The sequence below is a fragment of the Litoreibacter ascidiaceicola genome (genome assembly GCF_900129235.1).
Lineage (GTDB): Bacteria > Pseudomonadota > Alphaproteobacteria > Rhodobacterales > Rhodobacteraceae > Litoreibacter > Litoreibacter ascidiaceicola.
This window is the reverse complement of record NZ_FQUV01000002.1, coordinates 291415-306275: the sequence shown is the minus strand read 5'-3', so window position 1 is coordinate 306275 and position 14861 is coordinate 291415. Positions and strand designations below refer to the sequence as shown.

The 14861-nt window shown below is 57.4% G+C and carries 19 protein-coding genes and 2 tRNA genes; 9 read left to right on the top strand and 12 right to left on the bottom strand.

Annotated features, from left to right (window positions below):
- Positions 1-22 precede the first annotated feature (22 nt).
- Genes purQ through purC form a run of 5 tightly spaced genes read right to left on the bottom strand, consistent with a single transcriptional unit; the run spans position 23 to position 3136 of the window.
- A complete protein-coding gene (gene purQ, locus BUB72_RS04605) occupies positions 23-691 on the bottom strand; it encodes a phosphoribosylformylglycinamidine synthase subunit PurQ (RefSeq protein ID WP_073141168.1) in 669 nt (222 codons plus the stop codon).
- A gap of 14 nt (positions 692-705) precedes the next feature.
- Positions 706-1743 (bottom strand): zinc-dependent alcohol dehydrogenase family protein, encoded by a 1038-nt coding sequence (locus BUB72_RS04600; protein WP_073141166.1) that lies wholly within the window; start codon positions 1741-1743, stop codon positions 706-708.
- A complete protein-coding gene (gene purS / locus BUB72_RS04595) occupies positions 1743-1973 on the bottom strand; it encodes a phosphoribosylformylglycinamidine synthase subunit PurS (protein ID WP_073141164.1) in 231 nt (76 codons plus the stop codon). Before purS ends, BUB72_RS04600 begins: the two co-directional genes overlap by 1 nt.
- Positions 1974-1986: 13 nt before the next feature.
- Positions 1987-2361, bottom strand: coding sequence for a ribonuclease E inhibitor RraB (locus tag BUB72_RS04590; protein WP_073141162.1), 375 nt, complete (start codon positions 2359-2361; stop codon positions 1987-1989).
- 13 nt (positions 2362-2374) lie between these two features.
- Positions 2375-3136, bottom strand: a complete 762-nt coding sequence (gene purC, locus BUB72_RS04585) for a phosphoribosylaminoimidazolesuccinocarboxamide synthase (RefSeq protein ID WP_073141159.1) — start codon at positions 3134-3136, stop codon at positions 2375-2377.
- Positions 3137-3331: 195 nt separating this feature from the next.
- On the opposite strand from purC, the gene BUB72_RS04580 reads away from it, so the two are divergent.
- Both BUB72_RS04580 and bmt read left to right on the top strand, forming a co-directional pair.
- Complete coding sequence (locus tag BUB72_RS04580) at positions 3332-3646, top strand: DUF1476 domain-containing protein (protein WP_073141157.1); 315 nt, start codon at positions 3332-3334, stop codon at positions 3644-3646.
- Positions 3647-3857: 211 nt separating this feature from the next.
- Positions 3858-4871 carry a betaine--homocysteine S-methyltransferase gene (gene bmt / locus BUB72_RS04575; RefSeq protein WP_073141155.1) on the top strand — a complete coding sequence of 338 codons (1014 nt, stop codon included), beginning with the start codon at positions 3858-3860 and terminating at the stop codon, positions 4869-4871.
- A gap of 11 nt (positions 4872-4882) precedes the next feature.
- Here the strand turns inward: bmt and BUB72_RS04570 are convergent, their stop codons facing one another.
- A complete protein-coding gene (locus BUB72_RS04570; RefSeq protein ID WP_073141153.1) occupies positions 4883-5986 on the bottom strand; it encodes a PA0069 family radical SAM protein in 1104 nt (367 codons plus the stop codon).
- Positions 5987-6143: 157 nt separating this feature from the next.
- On the opposite strand from BUB72_RS04570, the gene BUB72_RS04565 reads away from it, so the two are divergent.
- The 3 genes from BUB72_RS04565 to BUB72_RS04555 all read left to right on the top strand — a co-directional run bounded on the left by BUB72_RS04565 (position 6144) and on the right by BUB72_RS04555 (position 7773).
- Complete coding sequence (locus tag BUB72_RS04565; protein ID WP_073141150.1) at positions 6144-6848, top strand: corrinoid protein; 705 nt, start codon at positions 6144-6146, stop codon at positions 6846-6848.
- Positions 6849-6962: 114 nt separating this feature from the next.
- Positions 6963-7154 carry a hypothetical protein gene (locus BUB72_RS04560; protein ID WP_073141149.1) on the top strand — a complete coding sequence of 64 codons (192 nt, stop codon included), beginning with the start codon at positions 6963-6965 and terminating at the stop codon, positions 7152-7154.
- Positions 7144-7773, top strand: coding sequence for a DUF1638 domain-containing protein (locus BUB72_RS04555; protein WP_073141147.1), 630 nt, complete (start codon positions 7144-7146; stop codon positions 7771-7773). Before BUB72_RS04560 ends, BUB72_RS04555 begins: the two co-directional genes overlap by 11 nt.
- On the opposite strand, the gene BUB72_RS04550 is transcribed toward BUB72_RS04555, so the two are convergent.
- A complete protein-coding gene (locus BUB72_RS04550) occupies positions 7770-8177 on the bottom strand; it encodes a SufE family protein (protein ID WP_073141145.1) in 408 nt (135 codons plus the stop codon). The two genes, BUB72_RS04555 and BUB72_RS04550, sit on opposite strands and share 4 nt — an antisense overlap.
- 138 nt (positions 8178-8315) lie before the next feature.
- On the opposite strand from BUB72_RS04550, the gene BUB72_RS04545 reads away from it, so the two are divergent.
- Positions 8316-8774 (top strand): hypothetical protein, encoded by a 459-nt coding sequence (locus tag BUB72_RS04545; protein ID WP_073141142.1) that lies wholly within the window; start codon positions 8316-8318, stop codon positions 8772-8774.
- Between the two features lie 9 nt (positions 8775-8783).
- On the opposite strand, the gene rnd is transcribed toward BUB72_RS04545, so the two are convergent.
- The 4 genes from rnd to BUB72_RS04525 all read right to left on the bottom strand — a co-directional run bounded on the left by rnd (position 8784) and on the right by BUB72_RS04525 (position 12216).
- The gene (rnd, locus tag BUB72_RS04540) at positions 8784-9944 is read right to left on the bottom strand and encodes a ribonuclease D (RefSeq protein ID WP_073141701.1); all 1161 of its coding nucleotides are present in this window, start codon (positions 9942-9944) and stop codon (positions 8784-8786) included.
- 113 nt (positions 9945-10057) lie between these two features.
- Positions 10058-10648, bottom strand: a complete 591-nt coding sequence (gene purN, locus BUB72_RS04535; protein WP_073141141.1) for a phosphoribosylglycinamide formyltransferase — start codon at positions 10646-10648, stop codon at positions 10058-10060.
- Positions 10645-11697: a phosphoribosylformylglycinamidine cyclo-ligase gene (purM, locus tag BUB72_RS04530; RefSeq protein ID WP_073141139.1), complete on the bottom strand. Its 1053-nt coding sequence runs from the start codon at positions 11695-11697 to the stop codon at positions 10645-10647. The genes purN and purM overlap by 4 nt, the downstream gene beginning before the upstream one ends.
- A 60-nt stretch (positions 11698-11757) precedes the next feature.
- Entirely contained in the window at positions 11758-12216 is a 459-nt protein-coding gene (locus BUB72_RS04525) for an ABZJ_00895 family protein (protein ID WP_073141138.1), read from the bottom strand.
- 113 nt (positions 12217-12329) lie between these two features.
- Between BUB72_RS04525 and BUB72_RS04520 the strand changes: the two genes are divergently transcribed.
- Positions 12330-12406: transfer RNA gene (locus BUB72_RS04520), tRNA-Ile, on the top strand.
- A gap of 8 nt (positions 12407-12414) precedes the next feature.
- On the opposite strand, the gene BUB72_RS04515 is transcribed toward BUB72_RS04520, so the two are convergent.
- Positions 12415-13734 (bottom strand): ATP-binding protein, encoded by a 1320-nt coding sequence (locus BUB72_RS04515; RefSeq protein WP_073141135.1) that lies wholly within the window; start codon positions 13732-13734, stop codon positions 12415-12417.
- 41 nt (positions 13735-13775) lie between these two features.
- Here BUB72_RS04515 and BUB72_RS04510 point away from each other — a divergent pair, with 41 nt between their 5' ends.
- Both BUB72_RS04510 and BUB72_RS04505 read left to right on the top strand, forming a co-directional pair.
- The gene (locus tag BUB72_RS04510) at positions 13776-14687 is read left to right on the top strand and encodes an MBL fold metallo-hydrolase (RefSeq protein WP_073141133.1); all 912 of its coding nucleotides are present in this window, start codon (positions 13776-13778) and stop codon (positions 14685-14687) included.
- Between the two features lie 60 nt (positions 14688-14747).
- Positions 14748-14822: transfer RNA gene (locus BUB72_RS04505), tRNA-Asn, on the top strand.
- Positions 14823-14861: the final 39 nt, after the last annotated feature.

The window sequence follows — 14861 nt, the reverse complement described above, 5'->3', positions numbered from 1 at the left end:
CTCAAGCGCACCTTAGGCGGATTCACGCCAGCGCCAAAACCTCGGTTAAGGATTTGAAAACCCCCTGCCCGTCGGTGCCACCATGCGCAGGCTCGCTTGCCCGCTCCGGATGGGGCATCATTCCAAGAACACGCCGGTTTTCACTGAGAATACCCGCAATATCGCCGGTTGAGCCATTGGGATTGCCGACATAGCTGAATGCCACGCGGTCTTCGCCGCGCAATCGGGAGAGCAAATCCGCGTCGGCGGAAAAGTTCCCATCGTGGTGCGCAATCGGCACCATGATCTTGTCGCCTTTGCTGTAAGCGTTGGTGAAAGGGCTGTCTGCTGTCTCGACACGAAGCGTTTGCTGGCGGCAAACAAATTTCAGCCCCGCATTGCGCATCAACACGCCAGGCAGCAGGCCTGTCTCGCACAGCACTTGGAAACCGTTACAAAAGCCCAGCACATGCCCGCCTTTATGGGCGTAATTCACAACCGCACGGCAAATAGGCGACTGGGCTGCAATTGCACCGCACCGCAGGTAATCCCCGAAAGAAAAGCCCCCGGGAATGCCGATCACGTCCACGCCCTTGGGCAGGTCGGTGTCTTTGTGCCAAACCATGGACACCTCGAACCCCGCTTGGCGGAACCCTTCGGCAAGATCGCGGTCGCAATTGGACCCGGGGAAAACGATGACGGCAGCTTTCATGACAAACGGTCCCTTTAGCTCAGAAAATCAGTGATGACGGCCACACCCGGAGGGGTTGGCCCGTTGAAGGCGGCAAGCTCGTCGGAGACGCCCGACAGCCCTATTTCGCGGGCGATAAGCGGCGTCATGTCGATACGACCGCTGGTGATCAGCGCCAGCAAGCTCGGGTATTTCCATGGCGGCATGCCGCGTGTGCCGTACAAAGCAAGATTGCCAAGATAGACGGCGCTCATGTTGATTTCCATCGTCGCGGTATGACCCACAGGCATGCCGACTTGCACATGGCGGCCCAAGGGGCGCAGGCATTCAATTGACGCATTCGTCGTGACAGGAAGCCCGAGCGCCTCGACCGACACATGTGCGCCGCCTCCGGTGATCTCTTTGATCTTCGCAGCGACGTCACCATCCGTAGCATTCACCGCAGCTTCGGCCCCCAAGCCTTTGGCATGGATAAGTTTTTCCTCGACTATATCAACCACAATCACCCGAGCACCCATTGCGATGCCAAGCAACAATGTCGACAAGCCGATGCCCCCCGTCCCGTGAACCGCGAGCCATTCACCCGGCTGCAACGCGGCGCGTCCGGTTAACGCATGCCAAGCGGTTGTGACCCGGCATCCAAGACCTGCCGCAACGGTTGGTGAAAGGTTTTCCGGCAGATGCGCCAGATTATGGTCAAATGGGACGGCAACATATTCCGCAAAAGCGCCGGGCTCGATAAACCCGGGAAGTCGTTGGTTCGGGCAGGTATTTTGATTGCCCTCTTGGCAAGACGGGCATGTTCCGCAGGCAAGAATGAACGGTGCAATCAGCTTGTCGCCCAGCTTATGCGTCGCCAACGGCCCCGCCTCTACGACTTCACCGCAATACTCGTGACCGCCAATTTGCCCGGGCTTCACACGAGGATGCTCTCCCGTCCAACCATGCCAGTCAGAGCGGCATACCCCGCACGCCATGACCTTCAGAACGACGCCGTCTTCAGGGCAAGCGGGTTCTGCCACGTCCTCGATGGACAGCGGTGCGTTGTATTCACGAAGGACGGCGGCGCGCATTAGGCAAGCTCGATCGTGTAGCTTTCGATCACCGTATTTGCGAGAAGCTTCTCGCACATATCCTTGACGGAAGCCTCAGTGGTTCCGTCGGCCAGATCCAGCTCGATCACCTTACCTTGGCGTACACCGTTTACACCGTTGAACCCCAGAGTTCCAAGGGCGTGGCGCACGGCCTCACCTTGCGGATCCAGCACCCCGTTTTTCAACATGATATGGACGCGTGCTTTCATGATCTTAGCTCCCTCAGCTTTTCAGAACGGCGCATTCCCAGCCGTCGTATTCCCAGCCTATGCGCGCAAACTCGTCGCGCAGGCTGTCGGTCAATTGGTCGAATTCTTCGTTTGCCACCGCCGCGTAATGCTCGCCCAGGACGCCGTCTCGGTACTGGGTTTCGGACACATCTAAACCGGCCTCGGCAAGCAGCTCGATGGCTTGGTCGCGACCGGCCGAGCTTGCGCCGCGCATGGGGTAGGCAAAGTGGCGGACGTGACGCTCTTGCGTGCCATCGTCACCTTGCTCTGCAATCTGCGCCAGAACCAGCTTGTTGGCTTGCGGGCTACCCAATTCCAACGGTTTGCGAAACCGCACGACGATGGAATTGAGCAAACGTAAAATCACGGGGCGATATCCGTTAGTTAATCAGAGTGGGCTTGCCCAATGGCGCATTGTTATTTGGCAATACCCCAAGACGCCGAGCAACTTCGGTATATGCGTCAGCCAGATTACCAAGATCGCGGCGGAATACATCTTTGTCGAGCTTCTCGCCGGTTTCCATGTCCCACAAGCGACAGCTGTCCGGGCTTATCTCGTCTGCAACGATCAAGCGTTGGAAGTCGCCATCAAACTGTCGGCCAATCTCGATTTTGAAGTCGATCAGCTTGATGCCAACGCCATACATCACACCAGACATGAAGTCGTTGACCCGCAGGGCAAGTGCTACGATGTCGTCCAGATCCTGCTGGCTCGCCCATCCCAAAGCGATAATGTATTCCTCCGGCACCAGAGGATCGCCCAATGCGTCATCTTTGTAGGAAAACTCGACAATGGGGCGCGGCAGCATGGTGCCTTCTTCCATCCCCAGACGTTTCGCCATGGACCCAGCTGCGTAGTTTCGCACGATGACTTCCAGCGGAATTATCTCGACCGCGCGGATCAACTGCTCGCGCATATTGAGGCGCTTGATGAAATGGGTCGGAACACCGATATGGCCGAGGCCGGTCATAAAGAACTCGCTCAGGCGGTTGTTCAACACGCCCTTCCCCTCGATGATGCCATGCTTTTCAGCATTGTTTGCAGTCGCATCATCCTTGAAATACTGGACAAGTGTACCGGGCTCAGGGCCTTCATACAGTGTTTTAGCTTTGCCTTCGTAGATCTTCTTACGGCGTGCCATGAGCATCTCCTGTGGCGCGGCGTCCCGCGCGGGTGCGGGACTCGCATCCCTTTGTTAGCCGAGCCTATACGTCACCCGCGCGGGTCAGACAAGCAATGCAAGCCGCGTCACTTCACCCCGCGAACGCACCAACCCCTTGCGTCAGCGCGAAAGCATGGGCATATCAAGAGGAACAGACATCCACAGGAGCCTTAAATGACCACCTTTGATGACCGCGAGAATGCGTTTGAATCGAAATTCGCCCATGACGCAGAAATGCAGTTCAAAGCGGAAGCCCGCCGCAACAAGCTTCTTGGCTTGTGGGCCGCAGATTTGATGGGCAAGTCCGGCGATGAAGCCGCAGACTACGCCAAAGAAGTGGTTCGCGCCGACTTCGAAGAGGCGGGCGACGAAGATGTTTACCGTAAAGTTGCAGGCGACCTTGGCGATAAGGCAACGGAAGCGACCATTCGCGCGAAGATGGCGGAATTAATGGCGCAGGCTAAATCCCAACTCCTGTCGGAAACTTAACACGTCTTTCAACAAGTGCTTTTATTGGCCGCCGGAGCATTTCCGGCGGCCTTTTTTATTGCTCCGCCTTACGCTTTAGCAAACTCGACGAGTGCCAGACCTCCGCACATGGCCTGACTCATGATCATTATGATGATTATCAATTTGATTCATCTGCGCGCCCATGTGATCAGGCTCGCTGACGGACTCCGATTCAGGACAGGACCAACCAATGACCAATTCCGACGCCCTTAGCCGCCTACTTGCAGAGCGCGACTGGATTCTCGCAGACGGGGCGACCGGTACCCAGTTGTTCAACATGGGACTAAGCGCGGGCGAACCTCCGGAGCTTTGGAATGTCGATCACCCCGACCGGATCCGTCGGCTGTATAGCGATGCGGTTGAAGCGGGTTCCGACCTGTTCCTGACCAACAGCTTTGGTGGCAACGCCTCTCGCCTCAAACTACATGACGCTCAGGATCGCGTCTTTGAACTCAACCGCCTTGCGGCCGAGATTGGACGCGAAGTTGCTGACGCTTCAGGACGGACCGTCATTGTAGCAGGCTCGATGGGTCCGACCGGCGACATCATGGCTCCGATGGGAACCCTGACCCATGAAAGCGCGGTGGAGATGTTTCACGAGCAGGCCGAGGGCTTGAAAGCTGGTGGTGCTGACGTGCTGTGGTCCGAAACCATTTCCGCACCCGAAGAACTGAAAGCCGCCTCAGAGGCCGCGAAACTCGCTGATATGCCATGGTGTGGCACCATGAGCTTTGACACCGCTGGCCGCACCATGATGGGGCTAACCTCGGCAGGGCTGGCGGCTTTGGCAGGGCGACTGGCACAAAAACCGCTGGCCTTTGGTGCGAACTGTGGTGTCGGGTCGTCAGATTTGCTGCGCACGGTGCTTGGCTTTGAAGGGACGAACATTCCCGTCATTGCGAAAGGCAACGCTGGCATTCCAAAATACCATGACGGCCACATTCACTACGATGGCACCCCCGAATTGATGGCGGACTATGCCTGCCTTGCACGCGATTCCGGTGCCACAATCATCGGCGGGTGCTGTGGTACGACGCCAGATCATCTGCGCAGCATGCGTGCAGCTCTTGAGACCCGTCCGCGTGGTGATCGTCCGACGCTGGAGCAAATTACTGAAAAGCTTGGTGGCTTCTCGTCGGAGAGCGACGGCACAGATGGCGCCGGACCCGCCCCGCGCATCACACGCCGCCGCGCCCGCACTTGAACGGTATCAGCTCAGAACAAGCTGAGCTGATCCCCGTCTTGCGTTGGTCGCATAAACAAATCCGTTCGAAGGCGCTGAAGATGCTCCGTCAAACCAATTCGTTTACATGCAGATTTAAATCGTCGCCGCATCAGGTCGGCATGGGCGCCCTGCCCCCTCATGCGGTGACCGAATGTCGGGTCATAGTCGCGGCCGCCATGCATCTGGCGCACCCGCGCCATAACCTTTGTGGCATGCCCCGGCAGTTCACGCGCCAGCCAATCCTGAAACAGGTCGGACACCTCACCCGGCAACCGCAAACTGATGGTACTGGCCGCGACTGCGCCGGCGTCGTGGGCCTTTTGCAGAATGGTTTCCAACTCATGATCGGTCAGCCCTGGGATCAGGGGCGACACGCTCACACGGACAGGAATACCCGCCGACGCCAAGCGTTCGATAATCTGCAAGCGGCGCGCGGGAGACGGCACTCTCGGCTCCATCGTGCGGGCAATCTTGGCATCCAATGTGGTGATGGATATCGACGCCGAGGCCAGTCTGTCAGCGGCCATGTCTCCCAAAATGTCGATGTCTCGCTCGATCAAGCTTCCCTTGGTCACAATCGCCACGGGATGCCTGAATCGCTGCAACACGTCCAAAACGCCACGCATGATGCGCCGGTCTCTCTCAATCGGTTGGTAGGCGTCGGTGTTGGTGCCAATCGCCAAAACATCAGGGGTGTAACTCGGGCGACGAAACTCCCGCTCCAAGGCTTGAGCCGCATTCGGACGCGCAATCAGCCGCGTCTCGAAATCCAGGCCCGGCGACAGCCCCAGATATGCATGGCTTGGCCGCGCAAAGCAATAAATGCACCCGTGCTCGCACCCTCGGTAAGGATTGAGGGACCGATCAAACGGTACGTCCGGAGACGTGTTGCGCGTTACCGCTTTGGTAACCTGTTCACAGGTGACCTGCGTTCGCAGCACAGGCAGATCGTTTTCAGGACTATCCCAGCCATCATCGGCCGCGACGCGCGCAAACCGTTCAAAGCGACCAGCAGCATTTTGCACCGTGCCGCGGCCTTTTATCCGACCGGTCAGCCGCTCCGATCTCTGTGCAGTTGCAGCATTATTTTCCATCACACCAAATTGGAACAATGCGAGAACATTTGCAAGGGCAAGTCGGTGCAAGCTTTTGCTATGTCGCAAAACGTCGCGCCCGAAACACCGCAGCGGCGCATCACTTTATTAACGCAAGACCACGACGCCTACGCGCGTGTTGAGGAGTTCTAAACCTATGTCAGACGAAGAAGACGATATCATCCTGTCGGAACTCGACGATGAAGAGCTTGTCGCGCAAATGTTCGACGACCTTTACGACGGTCTCAAAGAAGAGATCGAAGAAGGCGTTAACATCTTGCTAGAGCGCAAATGGGAACCCTACGACGTGCTGACCAAGGCCTTGGTCGGCGGGATGACCATCGTTGGCAACGACTTCCGCGACGGCATTTTGTTTGTTCCGGAAGTTCTTCTGGCTGCCAACGCCATGAAGGGCGGGATGGCAATCCTCAAGCCGCTGTTGATCGAAACCGGTGCCCCGCGCGTCGGCAAAATGGTGATCGGCACGGTAAAGGGCGACATCCACGACATCGGCAAAAACCTTGTCGGCATGATGATGGAAGGTGCCGGCTTTGAGGTTATCGACCTCGGTATAAACAATTCTGTTGAGGCGTATCTTGACGCTCTGGCGGCAGAGACACCGGATATTCTGGGCATGTCCGCCCTGCTGACAACGACGATGCCATATATGAAGGTCGTGATCGACACGATGGTCGAAAAGGGCATCCGTGACGACTATACCGTGCTGGTTGGTGGCGCACCGCTGAACGAAGAGTTCGGCAAAGCCATCGGTGCCGACGCCTATTGTCGTGATGCAGCTGTCGCGGTGGAGACGGCGAAAGAGTTTATGTCCCGCAAACACAACCAAATGGCCGCTGGCTAAACAGTCGATTAGTGCAGTGCATGGCGGGCCCTGCGGGGCCCGTTTCCTATTATGCTAACGCTTGACGTCCCGCGCACTCAGAGCAATCATGCCCGTCTTTCGAGGACACCTGCCATGCCTTTCACGCGCCTTGCCCTGATTTTGTGCTACGTGGTCGTGGCCGCCGGGCTAACCGTATTCGTGTTTTCACAGATGCAACCGCAGGGTCAGGCGGCGCGAGCAATTCCTGCTCTGCTGCCGCTGGCGATGCTTGCGGGTCTGTTGATCCGCGCCCTTCACAAAAGGCTCGACCGAGATGACACCTGACGACAGCACGCTTCGCGACCAAGGCCTCGCACCACAAGGCGCGGGCAAGGTTTTGCTGTTGGCCTGCGGGGCGCTTGCACGGGAGATACTGGCGGTAAAGGAAGGCAATGGCTGGGACCACATGACCCTCGCCTGTCTTCCAGCTATTTTGCACAACACGCCGGAAAAGATCGTGCCTGCCGTGCGCGACGCGGTCGCCAAGCACCGTGACAGTTTCGACAAGATATTCGTCGTCTATGCCGATTGCGGCACAGGTGGTTTGCTGAAAGCCGCATGTGACGAGATGGGTGTGGATATGGTCGACGGGCCCCACTGCTACAGCTTTTACGATGGCAACGCGGCTTTCGAGGCGCGTAACGAAGTCACATCGTTCTACCTAACCGATTTTCTGTGCCGCCAGTTCGATGCATTTGTGACCAAACCCCTAGGGCTCGACCGCCACCCCGAGTTGCGCGACATGTATTTCGGCAATTACGAAAAGCTGGTCTATCAGGCCCAAAGCCGCGATGCAGCCTTGGAGGAAAAAGCCAAAGCCTGTGCCGAATTTCTGGGGTTGGAATACGAGTACCGCTTTACCGGATACGGCGATCTTGAAACTGCGTTAACGTCGCAGGCTTAAGCGGCCGCAGCTACTGCGCGGATGCGTTCGACCATCGCGCGCACGCCGTTGGAGCGTTGCGCGGACAAATGCTCGTTCAGCCCAAGGCGGCCCAATTCGGCGACGGCGTCAACTTTGGCGACATCGGCAACGGCCAGCCCTGAATACAGCCCCTTCAGCACAGCAATTAGGCCACGCACAATCATCGCGTCGCTATCGCCGACAAAGGTGAACACGCCCTGCTCTACCTTTGGGTGAAGCCAAACTTGGCTCGCACAACCGTCAACCTTGGTTGCAGGAACCTTCAGCACGTCATCCAGCGGGTCCATTGCCTTGCCCATGTCGATCACATGACGATAGCGATCTTCCCAATCATCCAGAAATTCAAAGGTCTCAACTATGTCTTCAAACGCCTCTTGCGCCATGGTCTGTGCACCTTTCGATGAGTGTTCCTCTGCAGTTAACCCGCTGGTTCCACGTCGTCCAGTGCAGGCCGGACTTTTCAAGTCCTCTCGGTTGCGCTACTCCATTGGGAAACACAGGCGCTGGCGGGGACTCGAGCAATGACACGCACCATTTTAGCAATTCTGGCGATAAGCCTGACCGTGAGCGCATGCGGACGCATCCGCGACTCACGTGTTAATCCGTTCAACTGGTTTGGCCGCGACCGCGCCGAGACCGTAGCCGTCACCGACGAAGCCCTTTTGCGTGATCCTCGTCCGTTTGTTGCTCAAGTTGTTTCACTGAAAGTGGAACCAACGCCGGAGGGCGCGATTATTCGCGCCGTCGGGTTGCCGTCCTTGCAGGGCTACTGGAATGCTGAATTGCTGGAGGTTGATCGCGACGACCTCAGCACGCTGACTTACGAGTTCCGCGTCTCGCCACCTGTAACTCAAACCCGTCAAAGCACACAGCGCTCTCGCGAGATTTTCGTGGCGCGGGCTGTTTCGACGAACAGGTTGAACAAGGTGCGCACGATTACGGTCATCGGCCAAAGCAACCGGCGTGCCGTGCAGCGTTAACAACTGCGCTTAAAGCTCTATAATCTTTACTGAACTTCCGGAGCACGAGAGCGCTAGTTCTCCCCCGCAAAGGCGCAATGCGTCCAGTCCGAACACTTCTGATCGCCAGCCCTTCAGGGCTAGAACGTCGCGTTCGCCCAAGGCGATGTCGTCCAGATCGGATGCTGTTGCGATCAGCTTCTGAGCAATTCCAACCTCCTCAGCTTTCGCTTTCAGCATTACGCGCAGCAGGTCTGCCAAGGCTGAATTCATGCTTGATCGATCCCGCGCAGGCGGAACTTTCGGCATGTTATCAGGCGGGCAAGATACACCGGCAGCTACAGCAGCTATGATACCATCCGCAATCGGCCCCTTGCGGGCATCACGCAGCAACAAGCGGGATTTGCCAATGTCGCGTTCATCTTTTGGCTTTGTGGAGGCAAGCTCAAGCAACGCGTCATCTTTGTAGACGCGGCTTCGCGGTATGTTTCGTTCCTGCGCGTAAGTTTCACGGAACTTGGCCAATTCCCGCACAATGGCAAGGAATTTGGGCGCGTTCGAGCGCACTTTGACCCGGCGCCATGCGGCCTCTGGGTCCACGACATAGGTCTCTGGTGCGCGAAGAATTGCCATTTCTTCCTCGACCCAAGGCTTGCGCCCCGTGCGTTCAAGGCGTTTGGACAGATACTCGTAGATGTCGCGCAGGTGGGTCACATCAGCCAAAGCATACAATTTTTGCGCATCGCTGAGTGGACGTCGGGACCAATCCGTAAAGCGGGACGACTTGTCGACCGTCGCTTTCGCAATCTTGCGGACCAACGTCTCGTAGCCGACCTGTTCGCCAAAGTCGCACACCATCGCGGCGACTTGCGTATCGAATAATGGTTTCGGAATCACGCCGCCTTCGACGTAGAAAATCTCAAGATCCTGCCGCGCTGCGTGGAATACTTTCACCACGTTCTCGTCCCGGAATAGATCGTAGAGCGGCTCCAGCGACATGTCCCCGCCCGCGATCGGATCGACAAGAACAGCGTCGTTGCGGTCGTCCCCGGGAATGGCCAATTGAATCAGGCACAACTTCGCATAATAGGTGCGTTCGCGCAAAAATTCCGTATCGACGGTGACGTAAGGGAAGCCCCTTGCCCGCTCGCAAAATGCGGACAATTCTTCGGTGGTCGTGATCGTAATGATGTCTGATGGCATGTAAGTTCTTCGGGTAATCGCTTGTTGTTGTTGTTCTTTGTAGACCGCCCCCGAGCCTGCTCTTTATTAGGCCGTTTAGGCGCAAAAGGGAAGCCCAAGCCTCACGTCAACTCCAGAACCCCTTGTTCACCTTCTGCGAAACGGCGCAAAACGGCGGGGTAAAGCCGATGTTCCTGCACAAGCACTTTGGCCGCCAAGCTTGCAGCTGACTCGCCTGGTTCAATAGTAACGCGGGCCTGCCCAAGGATGGGGCCGTCATCGAGTTCCGGTGTCACCACATGGACCGAGCACCCCGCCTCTGCATCACCGGCTTCCAGCGCACGGGCATGGGTGTTCAACCCTTTGTATTTGGGCAAAAGTGAGGGATGGATATTGAGCATCCGTCCTGCGTAACGCTCAACAAAGCCCGCGGTTAGCACCCGCATGAAACCTGCAAGGCAGATGATGTCAGGCCCGACCGCATCTAGATGCGTTATCAGTTCAGCCTCGAATGCTGCGCGGTCTTTTCCAAATTTCCGGTGATCCACGGCAGCCACGCTTAGCCCGCGCGCAGCGGCATATCTCAACCCTTTCGCACTGGGGTCGTTTGACAGGACCAATACCGGTCTCGCCGGATGGTCACCCACCATACTGCTACACAGTGTCAGCATGTTCGAGCCGCCACCTGACACCAGAATGGCTACTTTTTTCAAAGCAGGCGGCCCGAATAGCGAACGCCTTCGCCCGGCGTGACCGCCCCGATGCGGAACACTGTCTCGCCAGCATCCTGCAATACGCTGGTCAGCGCTTCTGCCGCGTGTGGGTCAACGGCCAACACCATGCCGACACCCGAATTGAAGGTCTTCAACATCTCGGCTTCTTCGATGCCCGCGACACCTGCCATCCAAGAAAACACGCCGGGCAGCTCCCATGTGCCAAGGTCGATCTCAGCCCCCAAACCTTCAGGCAAAACCCGTGGCAGGTTCTCGGTCAGACCTCCGCCGGTGATATGGGCCAGCGCATGCACGCCCCCTGCCCGAACCGCAGTCAAGGCAGATTTCACATAGAGGCGTGTCGGGGTCAGCAGAGCCTCCCCCAAGGATTGCCCTTCTGCGAACGGAGCGGCATCGTTCCAGCCGTGACCGGAAGTCTCAACAACTTTGCGCACCAAAGAATACCCGTTGGAGTGAACACCGCTCGATGCGAGGCCCAACAGAACGTCCCCTTCTGCCACGCCTTGCGGCAAGGCAGTCCCGCGCTCCATTGCGCCGACCGAGAATCCGGCCAGATCGAAATCACCCTCGCTATACATGCCGGGCATTTCGGCGGTTTCACCACCGATAAGCGCGCAGCCGGAAGCCTCGCAGCCCGCCGCGATCCCGTTGATGATCGTCGTGGCCGTATCAAGGTCCAGCTTGCCAGTTGCGAAGTAGTCGAGAAACAACAGCGGTTCCGCGCCTTGGCATACCAGATCATTGACGCACATGGCGACCAGATCGACGCCGATGGTGTCATAATGGCCAGTGTCGATGGCAATACGCAGCTTGGTCCCGACCCCGTCGGTGGCAGACACCAAAATCGGGTCCTTGAACCCTGCATCTTTTAGGTCGAACAATGCCCCGAAACCGCCCAAGCCCTCCATCACGCCAGAGCGTTTGGTGGCAGCGGCAGCGGGCTTGATCCGGTCGATCAGCGCGTTGCCAGCATCAATATCCACACCAGCGTCGGCATAGGTTAAACCGTTCTTCGGGGTTTTGGTCATGGGGTCACATCCGGCAGCAGATTAGAGTTGCGCCGACCTAGCAAGCCAGCGGGCACGTGTCTATGGCTGCTTCTTCGCCGCCAGCTTTTCTTGCATCTTCAGCTCGTTTTTCGCGCCAAATCCGAAGAAAAAGCGGCTTGCGAGCCAATAGATCGCAAATGCGATGGCGATAATGATGACCCAACCGACAGGACCTACTCCGCTCAATAACTCGGACACATCAGCCAATCCGCCGAACGCCATGACAAACACCAACGAGAACGCGAGACCCAAAGCGGCGTTGATCACCACGAAAACCGCCGAAAGTTTCCACGCGAACCCGCTTTCGGGCTGCTTCTTAACACGGCGCGCGTAGGTTTGGCCTGCATCCATGGCGGGAACAAGTGCGGTGGCGATTGAACCGCCTGAGCCTATGTCGAACCCCACGAACACTTCCAGCAGGTACGAGATAACAAGCACCGCGAACATGGTGATTACAGAGACCACGGCGTAGCGCTTCAGAAGATAACCGGTATCCATCACATGTTCCTTTTGATTTCGGGTTTGGTTTAAAACACCCGCCGCACTTTCGCAATTGATGCGCCTAAGAGACTTGACGCGGGCGTTCGGTCTGGTAGCCATCCGTTCCTAGGGGGCCTGTAGCTCAACTGGTTAGAGCAGAGCGCTCATAACGCTTTGGTTGCGGGTTCAAGTCCTGCCGGGCCTACCACTTCTCCCCTATCGCGGCAGCACCAGTTCCGCTTTCAACCCACCGAGGTGATCGCTGTCACCCAGCCGCAATGTGCCGCCATGGGACCGTGCCACATCCGCCGCGATTGCCAGTCCCAGCCCGACACCGGAGCCTGCATTTTGATTGCGTGATGCATCCAGCCGCGAAAAGGCTTTTACCGCCTGCTCGCGCCGTGCCTCGGGAATACCTGGACCGTTATCCTCGACACTGATCCGCAACGCTGTTTCCAGCACTGCGATTTCCACCTGCGCTACCGTCCCGTACCGCACTGCGTTGTTTATTAAGTTTTCGACGGCGCGACGCACGGAAAGCGGGCGAAGCTTCATGTCCACAGCGTCGGGAATTTCTCCTGCGAGTTCAACCGACTTGCCTGACCTTTGTGCATTCGCAACAAGGTCCTTGACCAAAGCGATGGGATCAGCGCGCTCCAACTCTTCTTGCGCGTCAGCTTTGGCGAAATCCAGAAATGCCTCGATCAATCGCTCCATTTCGTCGACGTCGCCAATCAAATCCTTGATCTCTTCAGTGTCCGGCTGCATCGACAGCCCCAGCTTCAAGCGGGTGAGCGGCGTGCGCAGATCGTGGCTTACGCCCGACAACATCAGCGTGCGCTGCTCGATTTGCCGCTCGATCCGTGCACGCATGTTCAAAAAGGCAGCACCAGCCGAGCGCACTTCCAACGCCCCACCCGGATAGTATGGCTCGTTCCGGCCCTTACCAAACGCCTCCGCCGCACGGGCCAGACGTCGGATCGGACGCAGCTGGTTGCGCAAGAACAGATATGAGATCACCGTCATCAACACAGCCGTGAACAACATCAACACCAGCAATTGATGCGGGTTGGAGACAGCCACCCGTCGCCGCGAGAACGCCACTTCGAGGACGCCCTTCGACGTCTCCAAGCTGGCTTGAACGGTTTTGTCGAGACTTACCAGATCAACCGCACGCAGTGTCTCAAATTGCTGGTCGAGTGTCTCGCGGATCGCCCGTCCGGACAAATCCGTAAAGCGACGTCTCTCTTGCACGTCTGCCCCCGGGAATGTCACATCAATATCCAAAGCGTTCGCAGTCTGGACCAGTTTCGTGGCCGCTTCTTCGACGTTGCCGGCGCTTTCGACGATGTCCAGCAACAACTGTAACTCCACCGAGATGTTCTGCGTCATCTGCGCGGTGACGTCCTCATAAAGGCGCTGGATAAAGGCGAAGGACACGACCAGCTGGATCGTCACGATCGGCACCAACAGGATCAGTGCCGCTCGCCCGTACAGGCTGCGTGGAAGGTAGCGCTTGATTGAGAACCGTGCCATGTTCCGGACCGTAAAGCCCCTTCGCCGAAAGGAAAAGAGCGATGGCACGTTCCGAGCAAGACACGCGCAAAGCGGGGCAGCCCGTGACCCTTTCAGCGGGGCTGCGCTGCATCCTTGCCCCGAACGCCTCGCCCATGACCTACACAGGCACCAACACATATCTGCTTGGCACGCGGGATATTGCCGTAATCGACCCAGGCCCGCCGGATGAAGAGCACTTGGCCGCTATTCTTTCTGCGCTAGAGGCACATCAACGCATCAGCCATATCTTCGTGACCCATTCCCATATCGACCATTCCCCGTTGGCGATGGTCTTGGCGCAGATCACTGGTGCGAAGGTTTACGGATTTGGGAGCAGCGCTGCCGGACGTGCGGAGGTGATGGCCTCGTTCACAGATTTGGGCGGCGGCGAAGGCATCGATTCGACCTTCCTGCCCGACGTCACCCTTGCCCATGACACCCGTGTTGACGGGTCCGATTGGAGTCTCACCGCGCTCCACACCCCTGGCCATATGGGAAACCATCTGTGTTTCCACTGGCATCAGGGAGATGCAATTTTCAGCGGTGATCTGGTGATGGGTTGGGCGACATCCATGGTGTCCCCGCCCGACGGGCATCTGACGGATTTCATGGCCTCTCTGGAGATGCTGGCGAAGCGCGATCCGGTTGCGACCTATTTTAGCGGCCATGGAAAGCCCGTGGATAACCCGTCTGCCAGACTTCAGGAATTGCTCACACATCGGCGAATGCGCGAATCCCAAATACTTGCCTCTTTGAAATCAGGGCTTCAAACACCAAAGGAGCTTACAGCGCGGATCTATACAGACGTAAACCCCGCACTTCTGCCCGCAGCCGAGCGAAATGTCATTGCCCATCTGATTGATCTTTCAGAGCGCAAACTTGTGAAACCCGAGCACAAACTCAGCGCAACAAGCCGGTTTTCAGTTATCTGAATTATTTGGGCAAAACCCTCTTTACGACCGGAATCGCGCTTGCTATACGCGCCTCACCGTTCCGACGTAGCTCAGCGGTAGAGCAGTTGACTGTTAATCAATTGGTCGTAGGTTCGATCCCTACCGTCGGAGCCATTTTCCCCTTTGAAGACAAGCAGCACATTGCATTTGCGC

Bases quoted from the DNA above. Each gene is read 5' to 3' on its own strand.
- purS (WP_073141164.1), bottom strand. From the start codon at position 1,973: ATGAAAGCACGCGTCCATATCATGTTGAAAAACGGGGTGCTGGATCCG.
- BUB72_RS04550 (WP_073141145.1), bottom strand. From the start codon at position 8,177: ATGGCGCAAGAGGCGTTTGAAGACATAGTTGAGACCTTTGAATTTCTG.
- purC (WP_073141159.1), bottom strand. From the start codon at position 3,136: ATGGCACGCCGTAAGAAGATCTACGAAGGCAAAGCTAAAACACTGTAT.
- BUB72_RS04515 (WP_073141135.1), bottom strand. From the start codon at position 13,734: ATGGCACGGTTCTCAATCAAGCGCTACCTTCCACGCAGCCTGTACGGG.
- purQ (WP_073141168.1), bottom strand. From the start codon at position 691: ATGAAAGCTGCCGTCATCGTTTTCCCCGGGTCCAATTGCGACCGCGAT.
- BUB72_RS04545 (WP_073141142.1), top strand. From the start codon at position 8,316: ATGACACGCACCATTTTAGCAATTCTGGCGATAAGCCTGACCGTGAGC.
- BUB72_RS04580 (WP_073141157.1), top strand. From the start codon at position 3,332: ATGACCACCTTTGATGACCGCGAGAATGCGTTTGAATCGAAATTCGCC.
- BUB72_RS04560 (WP_073141149.1), top strand. From the start codon at position 6,963: ATGCCTTTCACGCGCCTTGCCCTGATTTTGTGCTACGTGGTCGTGGCC.
- BUB72_RS04555 (WP_073141147.1), top strand. From the start codon at position 7,144: ATGACACCTGACGACAGCACGCTTCGCGACCAAGGCCTCGCACCACAA.
- BUB72_RS04570 (WP_073141153.1), bottom strand. From the start codon at position 5,986: ATGGAAAATAATGCTGCAACTGCACAGAGATCGGAGCGGCTGACCGGT.
- bmt (WP_073141155.1), top strand. From the start codon at position 3,858: ATGACCAATTCCGACGCCCTTAGCCGCCTACTTGCAGAGCGCGACTGG.
- purM (WP_073141139.1), bottom strand. From the start codon at position 11,697: ATGACCAAAACCCCGAAGAACGGTTTAACCTATGCCGACGCTGGTGTG.
- BUB72_RS04510 (WP_073141133.1), top strand. From the start codon at position 13,776: ATGGCACGTTCCGAGCAAGACACGCGCAAAGCGGGGCAGCCCGTGACC.
- BUB72_RS04525 (WP_073141138.1), bottom strand. From the start codon at position 12,216: ATGGATACCGGTTATCTTCTGAAGCGCTACGCCGTGGTCTCTGTAATC.
- BUB72_RS04600 (WP_073141166.1), bottom strand. From the start codon at position 1,743: ATGCGCGCCGCCGTCCTTCGTGAATACAACGCACCGCTGTCCATCGAG.
- BUB72_RS04565 (WP_073141150.1), top strand. From the start codon at position 6,144: ATGTCAGACGAAGAAGACGATATCATCCTGTCGGAACTCGACGATGAA.